Origin of the sequence: Hymenobacter cellulosivorans (genome assembly GCF_022919135.1) — a bacterium.
GTDB lineage: Bacteria > Bacteroidota > Bacteroidia > Cytophagales > Hymenobacteraceae > Hymenobacter > Hymenobacter cellulosivorans.
Genome location: NZ_CP095049.1, coordinates 2867623 through 2883127, shown reverse-complemented (window position 1 = coordinate 2883127; position 15505 = coordinate 2867623). Strand labels below are relative to the sequence as shown.

Annotated in this window: 14 protein-coding genes; 4 read left to right on the top strand and 10 right to left on the bottom strand. The window is 59.4% G+C overall.

The window, feature by feature from the left end:
• Positions 1-30 precede the first annotated feature (30 nt).
• The 4 genes from MUN80_RS12245 to mraZ form a co-directional block, all read right to left on the bottom strand.
• The gene (locus MUN80_RS12245) at positions 31-2340 is read right to left on the bottom strand and encodes a PASTA domain-containing penicillin-binding protein (protein ID WP_244724415.1); all 2310 of its coding nucleotides are present in this window, start codon (positions 2338-2340) and stop codon (positions 31-33) included.
• Positions 2324-3103 (bottom strand): FtsL-like putative cell division protein, encoded by a 780-nt coding sequence (locus tag MUN80_RS12240; protein WP_244724413.1) that lies wholly within the window; start codon positions 3101-3103, stop codon positions 2324-2326. The genes MUN80_RS12245 and MUN80_RS12240 overlap by 17 nt, the downstream gene beginning before the upstream one ends.
• 95 nt (positions 3104-3198) lie before the next feature.
• Positions 3199-4131, bottom strand: coding sequence for a 16S rRNA (cytosine(1402)-N(4))-methyltransferase RsmH (gene rsmH, locus MUN80_RS12235; protein ID WP_244724410.1), 933 nt, complete (start codon positions 4129-4131; stop codon positions 3199-3201).
• On the bottom strand, positions 4128-4604 hold the full coding sequence (mraZ, locus tag MUN80_RS12230; protein ID WP_244724407.1) for a division/cell wall cluster transcriptional repressor MraZ: 477 nt from the start codon (positions 4602-4604) through the stop codon (positions 4128-4130). The genes rsmH and mraZ overlap by 4 nt, the downstream gene beginning before the upstream one ends.
• A gap of 330 nt (positions 4605-4934) precedes the next feature.
• Between mraZ and MUN80_RS12225 the strand changes: the two genes are divergently transcribed.
• The 3 genes from MUN80_RS12225 to MUN80_RS12215 all read left to right on the top strand — a co-directional run bounded on the left by MUN80_RS12225 (position 4935) and on the right by MUN80_RS12215 (position 8231).
• Entirely contained in the window at positions 4935-5372 is a 438-nt protein-coding gene (locus tag MUN80_RS12225) for an HYC_CC_PP family protein (protein ID WP_244724404.1), read from the top strand.
• A 76-nt stretch (positions 5373-5448) separates the two neighbouring features.
• Positions 5449-7749 carry a TonB-dependent receptor gene (locus MUN80_RS12220; protein WP_244724401.1) on the top strand — a complete coding sequence of 767 codons (2301 nt, stop codon included), beginning with the start codon at positions 5449-5451 and terminating at the stop codon, positions 7747-7749.
• A gap of 86 nt (positions 7750-7835) precedes the next feature.
• Positions 7836-8231 carry a heavy-metal-associated domain-containing protein gene (locus tag MUN80_RS12215; RefSeq protein WP_244724399.1) on the top strand — a complete coding sequence of 132 codons (396 nt, stop codon included), beginning with the start codon at positions 7836-7838 and terminating at the stop codon, positions 8229-8231.
• Between the two features lie 98 nt (positions 8232-8329).
• On the opposite strand, the gene MUN80_RS12210 is transcribed toward MUN80_RS12215, so the two are convergent.
• Positions 8330-8899 carry a hypothetical protein gene (locus tag MUN80_RS12210; protein ID WP_244724396.1) on the bottom strand — a complete coding sequence of 190 codons (570 nt, stop codon included), beginning with the start codon at positions 8897-8899 and terminating at the stop codon, positions 8330-8332.
• Between the two features lie 260 nt (positions 8900-9159).
• On the opposite strand from MUN80_RS12210, the gene MUN80_RS12205 reads away from it, so the two are divergent.
• Positions 9160-9903 carry a LytR/AlgR family response regulator transcription factor gene (locus MUN80_RS12205; protein ID WP_244724393.1) on the top strand — a complete coding sequence of 248 codons (744 nt, stop codon included), beginning with the start codon at positions 9160-9162 and terminating at the stop codon, positions 9901-9903.
• Here MUN80_RS12205 and MUN80_RS12200 read toward each other — a convergent pair.
• The 5 genes from MUN80_RS12200 to MUN80_RS12180 form a co-directional block, all read right to left on the bottom strand.
• A complete protein-coding gene (locus MUN80_RS12200; protein WP_244724390.1) occupies positions 9878-11752 on the bottom strand; it encodes a sensor histidine kinase in 1875 nt (624 codons plus the stop codon). The genes MUN80_RS12205 and MUN80_RS12200 overlap by 26 nt on opposite strands.
• A 314-nt stretch (positions 11753-12066) precedes the next feature.
• Positions 12067-12807: a fatty acid desaturase gene (locus tag MUN80_RS12195; protein WP_244724387.1), complete on the bottom strand. Its 741-nt coding sequence runs from the start codon at positions 12805-12807 to the stop codon at positions 12067-12069.
• Between the two features lie 92 nt (positions 12808-12899).
• On the bottom strand, positions 12900-13748 hold the full coding sequence (locus tag MUN80_RS12190; protein ID WP_244724385.1) for a 4-hydroxy-3-methylbut-2-enyl diphosphate reductase: 849 nt from the start codon (positions 13746-13748) through the stop codon (positions 12900-12902).
• A gap of 328 nt (positions 13749-14076) precedes the next feature.
• Entirely contained in the window at positions 14077-14553 is a 477-nt protein-coding gene (locus tag MUN80_RS12185; RefSeq protein WP_244724370.1) for a hypothetical protein, read from the bottom strand.
• Positions 14554-14622: 69 nt separating this feature from the next.
• Entirely contained in the window at positions 14623-15465 is an 843-nt protein-coding gene (locus tag MUN80_RS12180) for a phytoene/squalene synthase family protein (RefSeq protein WP_244724368.1), read from the bottom strand.
• Positions 15466-15505: the final 40 nt, after the last annotated feature.

Sequence of the window (15505 nt, the reverse complement as noted above, 5' to 3'; positions counted from 1 at the left end):
TTCGGGTGAGTAAAAGAGGTAAAACCGGCCTTAGGCTTTGGGCTTGGCCGCTTCGGCGCGTCGGGCAGCTTCCTGGGACAGGCGGTACTGGGCCAGGCGCTTGGCCTTGAGGGCCTTGATACGCTTTGTTTCGTCCTGGTCGACGGCGGTAATCAGCTTGTTTTCGGTGAGCTGGGTAGGCTCGGGTGCCGGCAGGGCCTGGGGAGCCACGGCCGACTTAGAGCCAATCGGCTCCAGGGCCAGGGTCACGACGGTGCCGCGCCGGATGCCACTGCCCGCCGCCACCGACTGCTGCCGTACCCGCCCAGTACCCACCGCCTTGACGCGCAGCCCCCGGTTTTCGAGCAGAAACAGTGCGTCGCGCAGCGTCAGGCCGGTTACGTCGGGCACCCGGCCGGGGCGCACGGCCACCGGCTTCCAGTCCACGGCATTCACGTTCGAGTCAGCCCGGTTGGCCCGCACCCAGTCGTCGCCGGAGGCCTGGGAATGGTTGCTCACGCCCAGCTTCTGGCACACCAGCGTCAGCTCATCCTGCAAGCCGGCCCGCACATACGGCACTTTCGATTTATTAGCAGGAGCCCGGGCCAGCAAGGGGCGCTGGCTGGCCATGTCGCGGGCCATGGCCTTGTCGGCCACCTCCCGGAAAATTGGGGCCGCTACCTGGGCTCCCGACCAGTTGGCTCCTTTCGGCGAATCGACTACCACAATGCAGCTGTACTTGGGGTTGTCGGCGGGGAAATAGCCGCAGAAGCTGGTCGAGTACTGCTTGGTATACTGGCCGTTCTTGAATTTCCAGGCCGTACCGGTTTTGCCGGCAATGCTGTAGTCGGGCGTGCGAATAGCGCTGGCCGTACCTTCCAGCACCACGCCTTCCAGCATCTGGCGCAGCTTGCTCAGGGTTTCATCTGAGCAGATCTTAGGAATCAGCACCTTTGTTTCGAAGCGCTCCAGCACCTTGTCGGCCTGCTTGATTTCGCGCACAATCATGGGCTGCACCTTCACGCCGTTGTTGGCAATGGCGTTGTAGAAAGCCAGCGTCTGCAGGGGCGCCAGCTTGAGCTCGTAGCCAATGCACATGGTGCTGAGCGAAGTCCGGCTCCAGGAACGGTCGTGCGGATCCTTAATATAGGGCCGGGCCTCCCCGGCCATCTGGAAGCCCAGCGGCTGGCCCAGGCCAAACTTTTTCAGGTAGTCCGTGTACTTGCTGGGGTTGGGCGAGAAATGGTCGTTGATGAGCTTGGCTACCCCGATGTTGGAAGATTTCTCAATGACCTGCTTCACCGACAGCTGCCCGTAGGCATGGGTATCGGTCTTGACGGCCCCGGCAATGCGCATGGAGCCCGTGCGGCCGGTATTCACCGTGTCGTCGAGCGAAAGGCTGGGGTTGTCTTCCAGCAGGGCCATCATCGAAGCCAGCTTGAAGGTCGAACCCGGCTCGGTGCGGCCCTGGTCGGCAATGGCGTAGTTGTAATCCTCGCGGTACACGCCGTCGGCCACCTTGCCCAGGTTGGCCACGGCCTTGATTTCGCCGGTCTGCACTTCCATCAGAATCACGCAGCCGTACTGGGCGCTGTTGTCCACCAGCGACTTATACAACGCGTTTTCGGCCACGTCCTGGAGGTTGATGTCCAGGGTAGTTTTCACGTCGTAGCCAGGCTGAGGCTTTACTTCGGTACCGTCGTAGATGGGCTTGTTGCCGCCGGGCAGGCGCTCAAACAAGGCCTCCCCGTCCTTGCCGGCCAGGTGGCGGTTGTAGGTAAACTCCAGGCCCGCGCCGTTTTTGTCTTCGTTCAGGAAGCCGATGGTGCGCTGGGCCAGACCTCCGAAGGGCCGGAAGCGTTTGTCGACCTTCTCGAAAATAACGCCGCCCTTGTTTTTGCCCCCCCGGAAAATGGGCCACTGGGCCAGCATCTTTTTCTCCTGGAAGTTGATCTGCCGGGAGTTGAGTCGCACGTAGCGGAGCTTACCGCTTTTAGCATTCTTCAGCCGGCGGTAATACTCTTTGGGGGTTCGGTCGCCGAAAAAGCGCGACAGCAGCAACGACAGCGAATCAACTCCGCTGTCAAATGTTTTGTCGTCGACCACGCTCGGGTCCCAGGCTACCCGGAAGAAGGGCAGCGAGGTAGCCATGATGCTCTCGTTGTCGGAGTAGATGTTGCCGCGGGTAGCAAATACGGGCTGATACACGATGCGGCGCTCCTGCTCCAGGGCGCGCCACTTGTCACCTTCCTTGAACTGGATGCGCGACACCTTCCAGATGATGGCGCACGAAAACAGGCAGACGCCCAAAAACGCCAGCCGAACCCGGGTTACAATGGATTTTTTAACGCTTCCTTTCATGACTCTGGCGGGAAGGGTTGGTGGTTTTCTTTTTTGTAGTAGTCTTAGCCGCCGGTTTCTTGGCCGTGGCTTTTTTTGCTGCAGACCGCGTTTTGGCCTTCGCCGTGTGGCTACCTGAGCTATGGCTAGTTACGGCGTGCGCCGCAGCCGGCCGGGCTCCAACAGTACCGAGCGAATCGGCCAGCGCCAACGAATCGGCCGCCGACATGGCCGCCAGAGAGTCGGCGGTGATGACGGGCAAGGCATCCAGTTCGGCTTCGTCGAGGCGGCCGGCGGGCACGGTGATGCGGAACGGCGGCGAGGAGCTTTCCACTAAGCCGTAGGCAGCTACTTTGCGGGCCACTTCGCTTTGCTTGCTGGCCTCCATGTAGTCCGACTTCAGGGTTGTGTAATCGGCGCGCAGGTCTTCGGTTTCGAGCTTGAGTTTCTGAATGCTGCGGTTCATGCGGTAGCCCCAGTGGGTGTTGCCGATGTAAATCAGAATCAGAAACATCACGAACAGCACGTGCGGCAGGTACTGCACCGGCAGCCCTTCCCGGAAGATACTGTCGACGCTGGTGAGCCGGTCGAGCAGGGTAAAGACGCTCCAGGTACTGCGGGGCGCGGCCTTCTCACGCTTGGGGGCCTTGGCTCTGGGCTTCGGGGCCGGTTCCGGCTCGGGGGCCGGCACAGGGTCAGGCAGCACCGGCGGGGGCGTCACCTCCCGGGGCACGTTGGCGCGGGGCGGCGTATTAGCGACGGGTTTGAGGGTATTGGTAGCCAAAATCTCGGGAGAGGAAAAGGAGGTTGGCGTATCGGCTTAAAAAGTCAACGGCACGGGGAGGGCGGCGCGGCACGAAAATCCGGCCAAACTCCGCCTCATTCGTCGCGGCGCACCGCAATGCGCAGCTTGGCCGAGCGGGCCCGGCTGTTGAGGGCAATTTCTTCGGCGGTGGCTTCCACGGGTTTGCGCGTGAGCACCTCGAAAGGGGTATTGGTGTGGCCAAACAAGTTTTTTTCGGCTTCCCCGAAGAACTTGCCCTTGGCCATGAAGTTCTTCACCAGCCGGTCTTCCAACGAGTGGTACGACATAACGACGAGGCGGCCGCCGGGGCGCAGCACCTGGGCCGTTTGCTGAAGCATTTCCTGCAGGGCCGCCATTTCGTCGTTCACCTCGATGCGCAGGGCCTGAAATACCTGGGCCAGGTACTTATTTTCCTTGCCCCGGGGCGTGCAGGGCTGGATAGCCTTTTTCAGGGCGGCAATAGTCTGAATGGCCTGCCCGCGCCGGGCTGTGGTGAGCGTTTTGGCCAGGGTCCGGGCATTGGTCACTTCGCCGTACATGCCGAAAATACGGTGCAGTTCGGCCTCGGAATACTCGTTCACAATGTCGGCGGCCGTGCGGTCGGCCTCGGGGTCCATGCGCATGTCCAGGGGCCCGTCGAAGCGGGTGCTGAAGCCGCGCTCCGGCGTATCAAACTGGTGCGACGATACGCCCAGGTCGGCCAGCAGGCCATCTACGGGCAGGGCGTCGCGCTGCTCCAGCTCGGCGTGCAGGTCGCGGAAGTTGGCTCGGATGAAGGTAAACTGGGGCCGGGCCAGTTGCTGGGCTTCGTGCTCGGCGTCGGCGTCCTGGTCGAAGCTGTAGAGATGGCCGGTGGTCAGACGCTCCAGGATGCGGGCCGTGTGCCCGCCGCCGCCGAAGGTCACATCCACGTAGCGGCCATCGGGGCGCAGGTCGAGGGCTTCGAGGCACTCGGTGAGCATCACGGGGCGGTGGTAGGCGGTATCGTTCTCGTAGTCGGGGCTCATGCGGCAAGGGGGCCGCTGGCGGGCGGTGTGTCGGTGGCTAAAAACTTCTGGGCCAGCTTGGAAAAGCTCTGCTGGTCTTTGATCAGGAACTCGTCGTATTTCTCGGGGTCCCAGATTTCGCAACGGTTGCCCAGGCCCACGATAATAGCTTCCTTCTCGATGCCGGAGTAGCGCAGCATGGTGCGGGGCAGCATAAAGCGCCCGATGTTGTCGAGCTCTACCTCGGTCATGCCGCGGAAGAAGTTGCGCTGAAACTGCCGGTACTCCTCGTTAAACTCATCCAGGGCCATCACCTTGTCGTGAATCACGCGCCACGCCTGGCGTGGGTACAAAACCAGACAGGGCTCAAACCCGCGCACCAGCACGAGCTGGTTAGCCGAAGCCTCGGGCAGATTGGCCTTCACCTTGGCGGGCAGCACCAAGCGCCCTTTCGGGTCCAGCTTGCACTCATATTCGCCAGAGAGAAGGTTCATAGATGCCAGGGGTTGCCGACGAGGCGTGGGAACGGGATGATAGCAAAAGTACGCAATGCCTAGGAAAAGGCAACCACGATTTACCATTTTCTACCACTACGTAAAAATGCGTTTTTGAACTAAATAAGCCTGTTTTTATCAATTCAGCGGGCACTACGAGGAAATCCGAGAGGAGTGAGAAAGGTGGTTTTGCCAAAATGGCAGTTAGGCTTTTACAGCTTTACCTCTGGCTTGCATCACTCTTTTACCGTTCCTAAGCCGACCGCCAATAGCGCTGCGGCCCCGCAGATTCTGCCGCCCCTCTGTCCTTTCGTTTGTATCTTTGCCGGCGTGAAACGCCCACTGCGCCACCGGCTCTTCAGCGGCTTTATGGCCCTGCTCGTGCTCCTTACTTCGGTAGGGCTGGCGGTACAGTCGCACACCTGCCGCAGTAGCGGCCTCAGCTCGGCCGCTATTGTATTCAGTGCGCCTGAGCACAAGTGCCCATCTAGGGCGAAGGGCACGGCCCACCAGGAAAACAGAGCGGAATTTAAAAAGTCGTGCTGCGAGTTCGGCACCCACTTTCACAAGCTGGAGGCGGCCCCAGTAAGCCATACCAAGCTACTGCTGCCCACGCCGGTGCTCGGCTGGCTGCCCAGTAGCTATAGCCCCAGCCTCCCCCCTAGCCCGCAGCTGGCTCCCCCGACGCCCTGGCACGCCAGCGACTCGTCGCCACCCCTGCGGGCGGGCCGTGCGTTGCTGAGGTTTGTGTGCACCTGGCAGGTTTAGAATTTCTTCCGGCGCTCCGGGGAGCGAGACCACACCCCGGATTTTTTCCGAGAAGAGTTCTAACTTACTGACTACTATGCCGTCTACTTCAGGGCGACGCTTCACCGCCACGCTTGGCCTTGTGCTGAGTTGCGCGGGGGCCTTCGCCCAATCTGCTGCTATTGCGCCCGTTCAGGGCCAGATTACCGATGCCGTGGCCCAGTCGCCGCTGCCCGGGGCCGTAGTGCGCTGGCTGGAAGCCGCGGGCTCCAGCGCCACCACCGATGCCGCCGGCAAATTCACACTGGTGCGACCCGCTCGGGGCGCAGCCAGCCATTTGATTATCAACTCTATCGGCTACAAAGCCGACACCCTCCTTGTGGAGGCCACAGATCAAAGCTTCGTGCGAGTGGCCCTGCGCCGCTCCGTGGAGCTAGGCGAGGTGACAGTACAGGACCGGGCCCCGGCCTATTCTTCCCTCCCGCCGACCAACACCCAGGTCATTACCAGCCACGACCTGACCAAATCGGCCTGCTGCAACCTGGCCGAAAGCTTCGAAACCAACGCCGCGGTGGAAGTATCGACCACCGACGCCGTGTCGGGAGCCAAGCAGATTCAGCTGCTGGGGCTCGACGGGGCCTATTCCCTGCTTACCGTCGACAACCTGCCGGCGCTACGGGGCCTGGCTACGCCCTACCGCCTGAGCTACCTCTCCGGCACCTGGATTGAGGGCATCGACATCATCAAGGGCATGGGCTCGGTGGTGAATGGCTACGAGAGTATTTCGGGCCAGGTAAACGTCCGCCTGAAGGAGCCCGACAAGGCCGAGCGGCTTTTGTTCAATGCCTACGGCAACGACCTGGGCAAATTTGACCTCAACCTGAACTTGGCTACGCCGCTATCCAAGCAGGTGAGCACGGCCCTGCTGCTACACTCCGACCACCTCGGCCGCCGCGTCGACCGGAACAAGGACGGCTTTCTGGACTTGCCCCTGGCTATGCAGTACAACGTGTTCAATAAGTGGAAGTACAAATCGGGCAACGGCATTGTGAGCGAGTTGGGCCTGGGTGCCCTGCGCGAAACCCGGGAAGGTGGGCAGCTAGGGTTTCGTAAAGATACCCCCGGCAACTATTATGGCACCACACTGACGACGAACCGCTACACCAGCTTTTCCAAAACGTCGTACACCTGGCCCGGCCGCCCGTACCAGAGCCTGGGCTTGCTGCTCAGCGGTACCAACCACACCTTCGATTCCAGCTACGGCGTCCGGACCTACGACGGCACCCAGCGCACGGGGCTGGCTACGCTGCTGTTTCAGAGCGTGCTGGGTACCACAGCCCACACGTACCGGCTGGGGCTGAGTTATTTGCACGACAAATACCAGGAGGCATTTCAGAACGGCTTCTCTTTTCTGGGTACTCCCCCTGTCGAGCCTTACCCGACCGAGCAGCGTAACCGCCTGGAGCAGGTGCCGGGCGCCTTTGCCGAATACACCTACCAGAATGCGCGTAATCTGACCCTGGTGGGCGGCCTGCGCCTCGACCGGCACAACCTCTACGGCTGGATGCTCACGCCGCGCTTGAATGTGAAGTACGACGCCACGGCCAATACCGTGCTGCGCCTGGCCGCGGGTACGGGGTTCCGCACGGCTAATCCTATTGCCGAAAACTCGGGGATGCTGGTTAGCTCCCGCAGTTTTATTATAGCCTCTGATCTGCGGCCAGAAAAGGCTTGGAACGTGGGAGGCAGCTTTACGCAGTACTTCCAGGTAGCTGGCCGGCCCGCCACGTTCGTAACCGACTACTACCACACCACATTCCAGAATCAGGTGGTAGCTGATGCGTATTCGCTGCCCTCGGTGCTGTACATTGCCAACTTGCAGGCGGGCGGACGGTCTTTTTCGCGCAGCTTCCAGACGGAAGTACAGGTTGAGCCCGTTAAAGGCCTGCAGGCCAAGGCGGCTTATAAGTACCTGGATGTGCGCACCACCTACGCCGATAAACTGTTGCCCAAGGCGCTTACGCCCCGCCACCGGCTGTTTGCCAATGTGGGTTATGCCACTGCCTTTGACAAGTGGCGGGCTGATCTGACGGCCCAGTGGTTTGGGCAGCGGCCTTTGGCTCATGCGCCTACCGCTATGGACCTACTGCACGGCCCGATGGTCATGAATCCGGAGCTTCGGTACGCGCCGCGCTATGCCCTGCTCAACACCCAGGTGACCCGGGCCTTTAAGCGGCTGGAAGTGTACGTGGGCGTAGAGAATCTGACCAACTACCGCCAGCCCGATGCCATTGCGGGCGCCAATGCTCCTTTCGGCCCCGACTTCGACGCGGCTATGATTTGGGGCCCTACCTACGGACGACTCACGTACGCCGGCCTGCGCTTTACAATTGAATAACTTCAAGCAATTCTTCCGGCAAGTTCTTTGTTACCGGAACAGTCAAGCTGGACTTTGACCCAACCCTTCTTCCTTTTTTGCTTCGTATGAAAATGCTCCAATCCTTCTGGTTGGCCGCCGCGCTGCTGCTCACCGCCCAGTTCTCCTTTGCGCAAACCGCGCCTACCGCTTCGGCTAAAGCCAAAAGTTCCGCCACGGAGGTCTTCCAAATCAAGACGTCGGCTGTGTGCGACATGTGCAAAGCCCGCCTGGAGAAAACGCTGGCCTACGAGAAAGGCGTGCAGCAAGCTACCCTCGATGTGCCCAGCAAAGTCTTGACCGTTTCGTACCGCCCTGATAAGACCACCCCGGCCACCCTGCGCACTGCCGTGCAGCGCGCCGGCTACGATGCCGACGACCAGGTAGCCGAAACCCGGGCCTACGACCGGCTCCCAGACTGCTGTAAAAAGACCAACAACGTGCACCAGGACGCAGCGCACTAAGCAGCTGTATGACCTGTCCAGGAAAAGCCAGCCTCTCGGGGCTGGCTTTTTTGCTTCCTGACTGCTTCCTCAGGACAGGAAAAGAGCAATTTACAAGCTCAGGCCTGGGCACCGGGGGCTAGCTGCACGTCAAATTCCAGCACCGCGCTAAAGGCCAACGGGCGGGTTAGCCGCCGCCGGTTGGTTCCCGAAATTTCCAGGGTAAAGGCCTCCGCCCGCAAATATTCCAGCAGGTTAGGCTGGCCCAAAGACTCCATCACAATCCGGGTGGGGTGCACGTGCCGCGTGGTGAAGGAGGCAATGGCCACCTTCCGGCCGTTGGCGGTCAGAAAGCAATTGCCGCTTTCCAGGGCGGCCAGCGTGGGGGTGCCGCGCCCAATATTCTGGTTAGCATCCGGGTGCCACTCCAGCCGCACCGAACGGAGCAGCACGGCTATTACGCCGGGCCGCGTCAGGCTGGCCAGGCAGGGTAGGGTGCTGGGCAGCGTGGTTTCGCACAGATAGATGAGGTCCATGCTGGGGTCAATGCGCAGGTTGATGGCCCGCGTATTCAACCCGAAGGCCGACCGGATGGACTTACGCAGACCCTGGTGGTTGGCGATGGTCAGCTCAACGCCCAGAATTACGGGCGGTAGGGCCGCGCTGGGAGTACTGGTGAATCGTTTCATGGCAGAGAGGTGTGTTGGCGGGAGCAGGCATAAGAAGAAAGAGCAATAGCGCCCGTGAATTGAGCAGAACCCGGAAGCCATTTCACTAAAAGGTATCTAAACCAATTACAACGAAGAACTTAAAGTAGAGCAACCCCTTGAAAAAGTAGATGAAAGCTGGCTATTGCTCGACCCATTATTGTTTTGTTCTTATAATAAATTGGATTTATCAATTTATACTTTCTATATTCACCCAACTCCCTGTCTGAAACCCGTGCTATATGAAGATTAGCTGTCTGCTGCTCGACGATGATCCGCTAGTGCTGGATTTGCTGCAAGCCTACGTAGCCATGACCGATGTGCTCGACGTGAAAGCGGCTTTTACCGACCCGCTAGATGCGCACCGTTACCTCATGCACCACGACGTACAGGTGCTGTTTTCGGACGTGACCATGCCCCACCTCAGCGGCCTGGATCTGGTTCGTTCCCTGCAACACCCGCCCCTGGTAGTGCTGATGACTTCCTACCCGCAATACGCCATGGAGGGCTTCAACCTGGACGTAATTGACTTTTTACTCAAGCCGATTTCCCTTGACCGGTTTTTGAAAGCCGTAAACAAGATTGCCGGAATACTACGCACCAGCTTAGTGGAAAACGACGGTAACCAGGATATTCTCTCGGGCTGGGGCTCGTTCTTCATTCGCACCGACGCGCAGTTTGTACGCCTGCACTACCGGGAAGTACTCTACATTGAAGCGCTGAAGGACTTCACCAAAATCAACACGGCCGACGGGCGTACCCACCTCACACTGGTCAACCTCAAAAACATTGAGGAACAGCTACCTCCAGGCCTGTTTGTACGCACCCACCGGTCCTACTTGGTCAATACGGCCCGCATTGAGGCCGTCAGCAACCTGGAGGTACGCGTGGGGGGCCACGCCTTGCCCCTGGGGCAGACCTATCGGGAGCGGGTAACTGAGCGGATTGTCAACCGCTCCCTTATCCGGCGGCAGCAGCCGCAGTAGCCAATGCGGGCGTCGGCTCCGGCGCCGCGGGTGCCGCAACGGGCAGCGTAAACGCAAAAGTGGTTCCCTGCCCTACCCGACTGGTAAAGGTGAGCTGTCCGCCGTTGCGCTCCACAAAGTCCTTGCATAACTGCAGGCCCAGACCAGTGCCTTTTTCCTGGGCCGTACCCAGCGTTGTAAAAGGGGCGTTGCTGCCCAACACCTGGCTAAAGTCGGCGGCCGGAATGCCAATACCGGTATCGTGCACGGCTACGCTCCAGGAGGCACCCTGCAGCGCCGCGGTGAGTGTTACGGAGCCGCCTTCGGGCGTAAACTTGATGGCGTTGCCGAGCAGGTTGCGCAAAATCAGCCGGACCATGTTCACGTCAGCGCGTACCAGCGTGGGTATGGGTAGGTGGTTTTGCAGCAGAATATTTTTACGCTCAGCGTCGCTTAGCAGCAAGGCCAGCGTTTCTTCCGCCAGCACGTCGAGGCGCAGCCGCTCGGGCCGGATCTTGTCGTCCTTTATCTGGGCCGCCGACCAATTCAGCAGGTTATCCAGCAGTTGCAACGTGCTGTTGAGCCCCTGCGTCAGCCGGGCCGAGTGCAGAGCCAGCCGCTCGGGCGGCAACGAACCCATATTCAGCAGCGTCAGCAAGGAATACAAGGAGCTGAGTGGGCTGCGCAGGTCGTGGGATATAATAGAAAACAAGGTATCCTTGGTCCGGTTGAGGCGGCCTAGCTCTTCTTTTTGCCAGCTGATGGCTGCGTTCTTACGCTCCAGCAGCTTATTTATGCGGCTCTGCTGTTGCCGTCCCCGGTAAAGCACGCCCACGATAATGAGCAACAGCAGGGCGCCGGCAGCCAGGGCGTTGCGCAACAGCGTCTGCCGGCGCAGTGTGGCATCCTGAATCTGCCGGTCCTTGATCAGCAACTGAATTTCACGCTCCTTTTTCTCGGTTTCGTAACGCGTTTGCAGCTCGGCAACCTGGGCGGAGCGCTCCTGAGCAAATACACTGTCTTGCAAGCTGGCAACGCGCGTGAGAGCCGCCAACGACTTCTGGTAACGCCCGGTCCGGCGGTAGAGCTCGGCCAGCGCCCGGTATTCTTGGCCCAGCAAGGCCTGGGAGCTACTGTGGCGAGCCATCACCAGTGCCTTGTGCAACGCCTGCTCAGCAGCTTCAAACTGCCCCATCGAGTCATAGGCGGCGGCCATAAGGTGGTAGAGCTGGGCTGGTGCTTCCGCCGCCGCAACAGTTGGTGCCAGCCGGGCTGCCTGCCGGAAGCTTCCCAGCGCGGCTTCGTAATTGCCCACGGCTAAGTATACTTTCCCTATCCCCATCAGGCTTTCACTGTGCCGCAGACTGTCGGTAGCGGCTGCCATTTGCCGGGCTCCGCGCAGGTAGAATAAGGCCCGGCTGTAGGCGCCCTGCTGGCAATACACGCTACCAATAGCGTGTAAGGCTGCAGCTGCGCTAGCCGAATCCCGGTGTTGGAGCCAGCCTTGCAGGGCGCGCGATTGGGAGGCTAAAGCCTTCTCCCACTTTCGCTGCTGGGCGAACAAACTGCCCAACCGGCTCTCGACCTGCGCCACGCCCCGCGACGAGCCCAGGCGTGTAAACGCCCGCAAGGCTACCTGATACACCAAGCGGGCTTGGCTGGTGTCGCCCTGACTACATAGAGTATTGCCCAAACAAAGGCCATCCGCCGCCGCGCCAGCCTGATCATGAGCCTGCTGATCGAGATGCAACGCCCGCCGGAAATGGTAGGCAGCTTGGTTAAACGAGCCCAACTCCTGATGAGCCGAGCCAATCAGGCGGTGGCTAACAGCCTGTTTGCCTACGCTCGTAGCAGCCCGCAACAGAGCCATACCATAGTGCAGCCGTATCCGGGGTGGCGTAGTGGTTAAGACCGCTACAGACTTTCCCCCATCAGCCAACGCTTCCGGCTGTGGACAAGTGGCCCAGGCTGGTCCGACGGACATTAGAACCAAGGCGGCCACAGCTAAAAGCCGGAAGGCTTTGCGGACTTTCGCGCGTGGGTGTGGCAAACGCAGCATGGCTAAGGTGCCCCAACGGTAGGTTAGGCTGCCTGAATATAGCCAGATTCCGGGGTAGAATTTACCTTCTGCCTGATTTCTTTGTCTGCTAATCTTAGCCTGTTGAGCCGTTAATTAAAATGCCCTCAGCCTTCCTTCGTGCGCCACAGCCGCCACCACGGCAGATAGGGCTGGTCGTGGTGCTCATAATGATACCCGAAGAAATAACAGCTCACGAAGGCCCAGAGGTGATGCCGCAGTTGGGTGCGCGACTTATGCACGTTCTCGGGAGCATGCTCACCGCGGTGCGGCAGGTAGGTTCCGAAAAAGAAGAGCTGCACCGTGGCCAGCACCGCCGGTACCATCCAGAACGCAATAACGTTGGGCATCGGGAAAGCCAGCTTCAGCAGGTTGTAGGTCAGGCCCATCAAGGCTATCTGCCACCAAGTCACGTAGTTCAGCGCAAAGCGCAGCAGCCACGGTAAAAAACCCGGGTGCCGGCCGTTGTGAAAGTCAGGATCGGCAGCGGTGCCCACGTGGCGGTGATGCTGGTGATGCCGGGGAAACAGCCGCGGATACCAGTTGAAGGCAAACAAAAAGGCGCAAACTGCCCCAATGGCCGTGTTCAGCCGCTGGTTGGCGCTTACGACGCCGTGCATGGCATCGTGGGCAGTGATAAAGAGGCCCGTGTACAAATGCATCTGTACCAGCACCAGCAGATAGGGCCAGGGCGTGCGCCAGTCGGGGCGGTAAAAGGCCAACAGAAACGTAAGCAGCGCTACCCAGCCTCCAATGATGCCTAACGCAATACCAACGCCCGTATAGCCCAGCGGGGCAGGCTGTACCCGCGTGGAGTGCGGCAGGGGCTGGGACGCTGTTTGGGGCATATTGGGGGATAAAGATGAAATAGCCCGTGAAAGGCGGGTACGTAACGATGGGCAAACGGCAGGAAGCTACGGCTGGTTCGCCCAACTTGGCTTTACATGGCCAGCAGCGCGTCGCGCACGTCTTCCATCAGCCACATCGGCGTGCTCGTAGCTCCGCAGATACCCACCGACTGACCGGGCTGAAACCAGGCCGGACAGAGTTCATCAACCTTGGAAATAAAGTGCGTGTTTGGGTTCGTATCCTTGCAGACCTGGTAGAGGACTTTGCCATTGCTGCTCTTGGTACCCGAAACGAACACCACCTGGTCGTACTGAGCCGCAAATTTACGCAGGTCTTTGTCGCGGTTGCTTACCTGGCGGCAAATCGTGTCGTTGGGATTCACGGCGTAGCCGCGGTGCTCTAGCTCCCCTTTAATACGGTAAAAGCTGTCGGTGCTTTTCGTGGTCTGGCTGTAAAGCGTGATGTTGGACGGCAGCTCGTGGCTCAGCAACTCATCCAGGCTTTCAAACACCACGGCGTTGCCGCTGGTCTGGCCCAGCAGGCCCCGCACTTCGGCGTGGCCATGCTTGCCGTAGATAAAGATTTTCTCCTGCTTGTCGTAGCTGGTCTTGATGCGGTTCTGCAGCTTGAGCACCACCGGGCAGGAGGCGTCAATGAGCGTCAGATCATTCTCCAGGGCCGTTTGGTACGTGCTCGGCGGCTCGCCGTGGGCCCGGATCAGCACTTTCTCGTCGCGCAAGCCGGCAAAGACGTCGTAGTCGATGATGCGCAGGCCGCGCTGCTCGAGGCGCTCTACTTCCTCGTCGTTGTGTACAATGTCGCCCAGGCAATACAGGTAGCCTTGCTCATCGAGAATATCCTCCGCCATCTGAATGGCATAGATTACGCCGAAACAGAAACCGGAATTGGGGTCAATACGGACGCTCAGGTGGTGCGGCATAGCTCGGTAACCAAGGAAGCGGACGGAATGTTACGGCTGGGCTTCACGGAGGCAGAAGATACGAAAAGCAGGTTCGATGCGGTTCTAACGGTTCGACGGTTTCGGATGCAGCCCTTACAGACCAGCACCCTACATCACGCCTCGTACTGCCCGGTTGCTTTTTCCATCAACCTAACGCAGAGTAATTTAGTTTTCTGATTGATATACCCGAAAAAAGCATTTTTGTTTTACTTTTTACCCAAAAAAGTTAAACAAAAATACCAGTGACAAATAAAAAGACCACCCTGTTTGGAGTGGCCCTTTTGCATTACAGACGACTTTGCTAGGCTTACTGACCGACGCGGGCCAGTTGCTGCGCTTCCTCGTCACTCACGTGGCCCCGGTTGACCAGGAAGTTGCGCACGGTCTGGAAAGCTTCCGCGTCTAGGCCAGATTTGGGGTGTTTGAGCAGGGTTTGCACCAGCAGTTGACGGTCTTCGTCCACGTGCTGACTTAGGTTAAGAAAACCAGGCAGGTTGCTTTCCACACTGAAGCGTAGGAAGCGTACCTCCGCGTTCTGGGGCGCCAGGGCCACAGCCTGGTCGAAGGTGCGGCTGGCCGCTTGCACGTAGCTCAGCTTGTTGAACATCGACGCGTCGCGGGCCCGGATGGCTTCGGCAGCGCCTTTGTAGCCCAGCACCACGGCATCTTTGTCGTTGTAGTCGGCCATGAGCTTGTAGAACTTTTCGCCGGCCGTTTTATCGGCAGCGGCTTGCTCATAGTGGCGGCGCAGGGTGGGCAGGTGGTAAGGCGAGGTTTCGGACACAGCGGAAAGAAGTATAAAAAGCGGGAAAAGAGAGAGCAGCAGACGTTTCACGCGAAATGGGGTTCGTGGTCAGATAGCCCGAAGGCGGTAACGAAAGTACGAACCCATTAACAGTAAAAGTTTCGTGTTATCGGGCACGCGCACCCGCTCCCCCAAGATTCGTGCCGCTGGTAGCTGGCGGATTTTATGAAAAAGCTTCAGGTAATACACGTAGGCCAGATACACACCCAGACGGGCCGAGCGGGGCAGCTGCACGATACCCGCGTAACCAGCATCAAAATCGGCCCGAATGTCGGCCTCGATTTCGCGCTTCACCTTATCATCAAACCGCTCATACACCACGCCGGGAAAGTAGACGCGGCCCCGATCTTCGTAGTCGGAGCGAATGTCGCGCAGAAAGTTGATCTTCTGAAACGCCGCTCCCAGCCGCCGGGCCGGCTCGCGCAGCTTGTCAAACAAGGCCCGGTCGCCCTCGCAAAAGATGCGCAGACACATCAGGCCCACCACTTCGGCCGAGCCATAGATGTACTCTTCGTACATCGACTGGTGGTAGCTGCGGTCTTCCAGGTCCATTTCCATGCTCTTCAAAAAAGCATCAATAAACTCCCGGTCGATGCCGTACTGCCGCACCACCAGTTGAAAGGCATGCAGCACTGGGCTCAGGCTAAAGCCCATGGCCAGCGCCTCATCGGTCTGCCGCTTGAAGTCCGCAAACAGGGCCGCTTTGTCGTAATCATGAAACGTATCCACGATTTCATCGGCCCAGCGCACAAAGCCATACACGGCGTATACCGGTAGGTGAAACCGCGGGTCGAGCGTGCGAATTCCCAGCGTAAACGACGTACTGTAGCGCTTGGTAATGAGTTTGCTACAGGCCAGACTGGTTTGGTCGAAGAGGGCAACGTGGTCCACAGGGGGCGGATTTGGGGTCTGAAAGGAAAAGGCACTAACT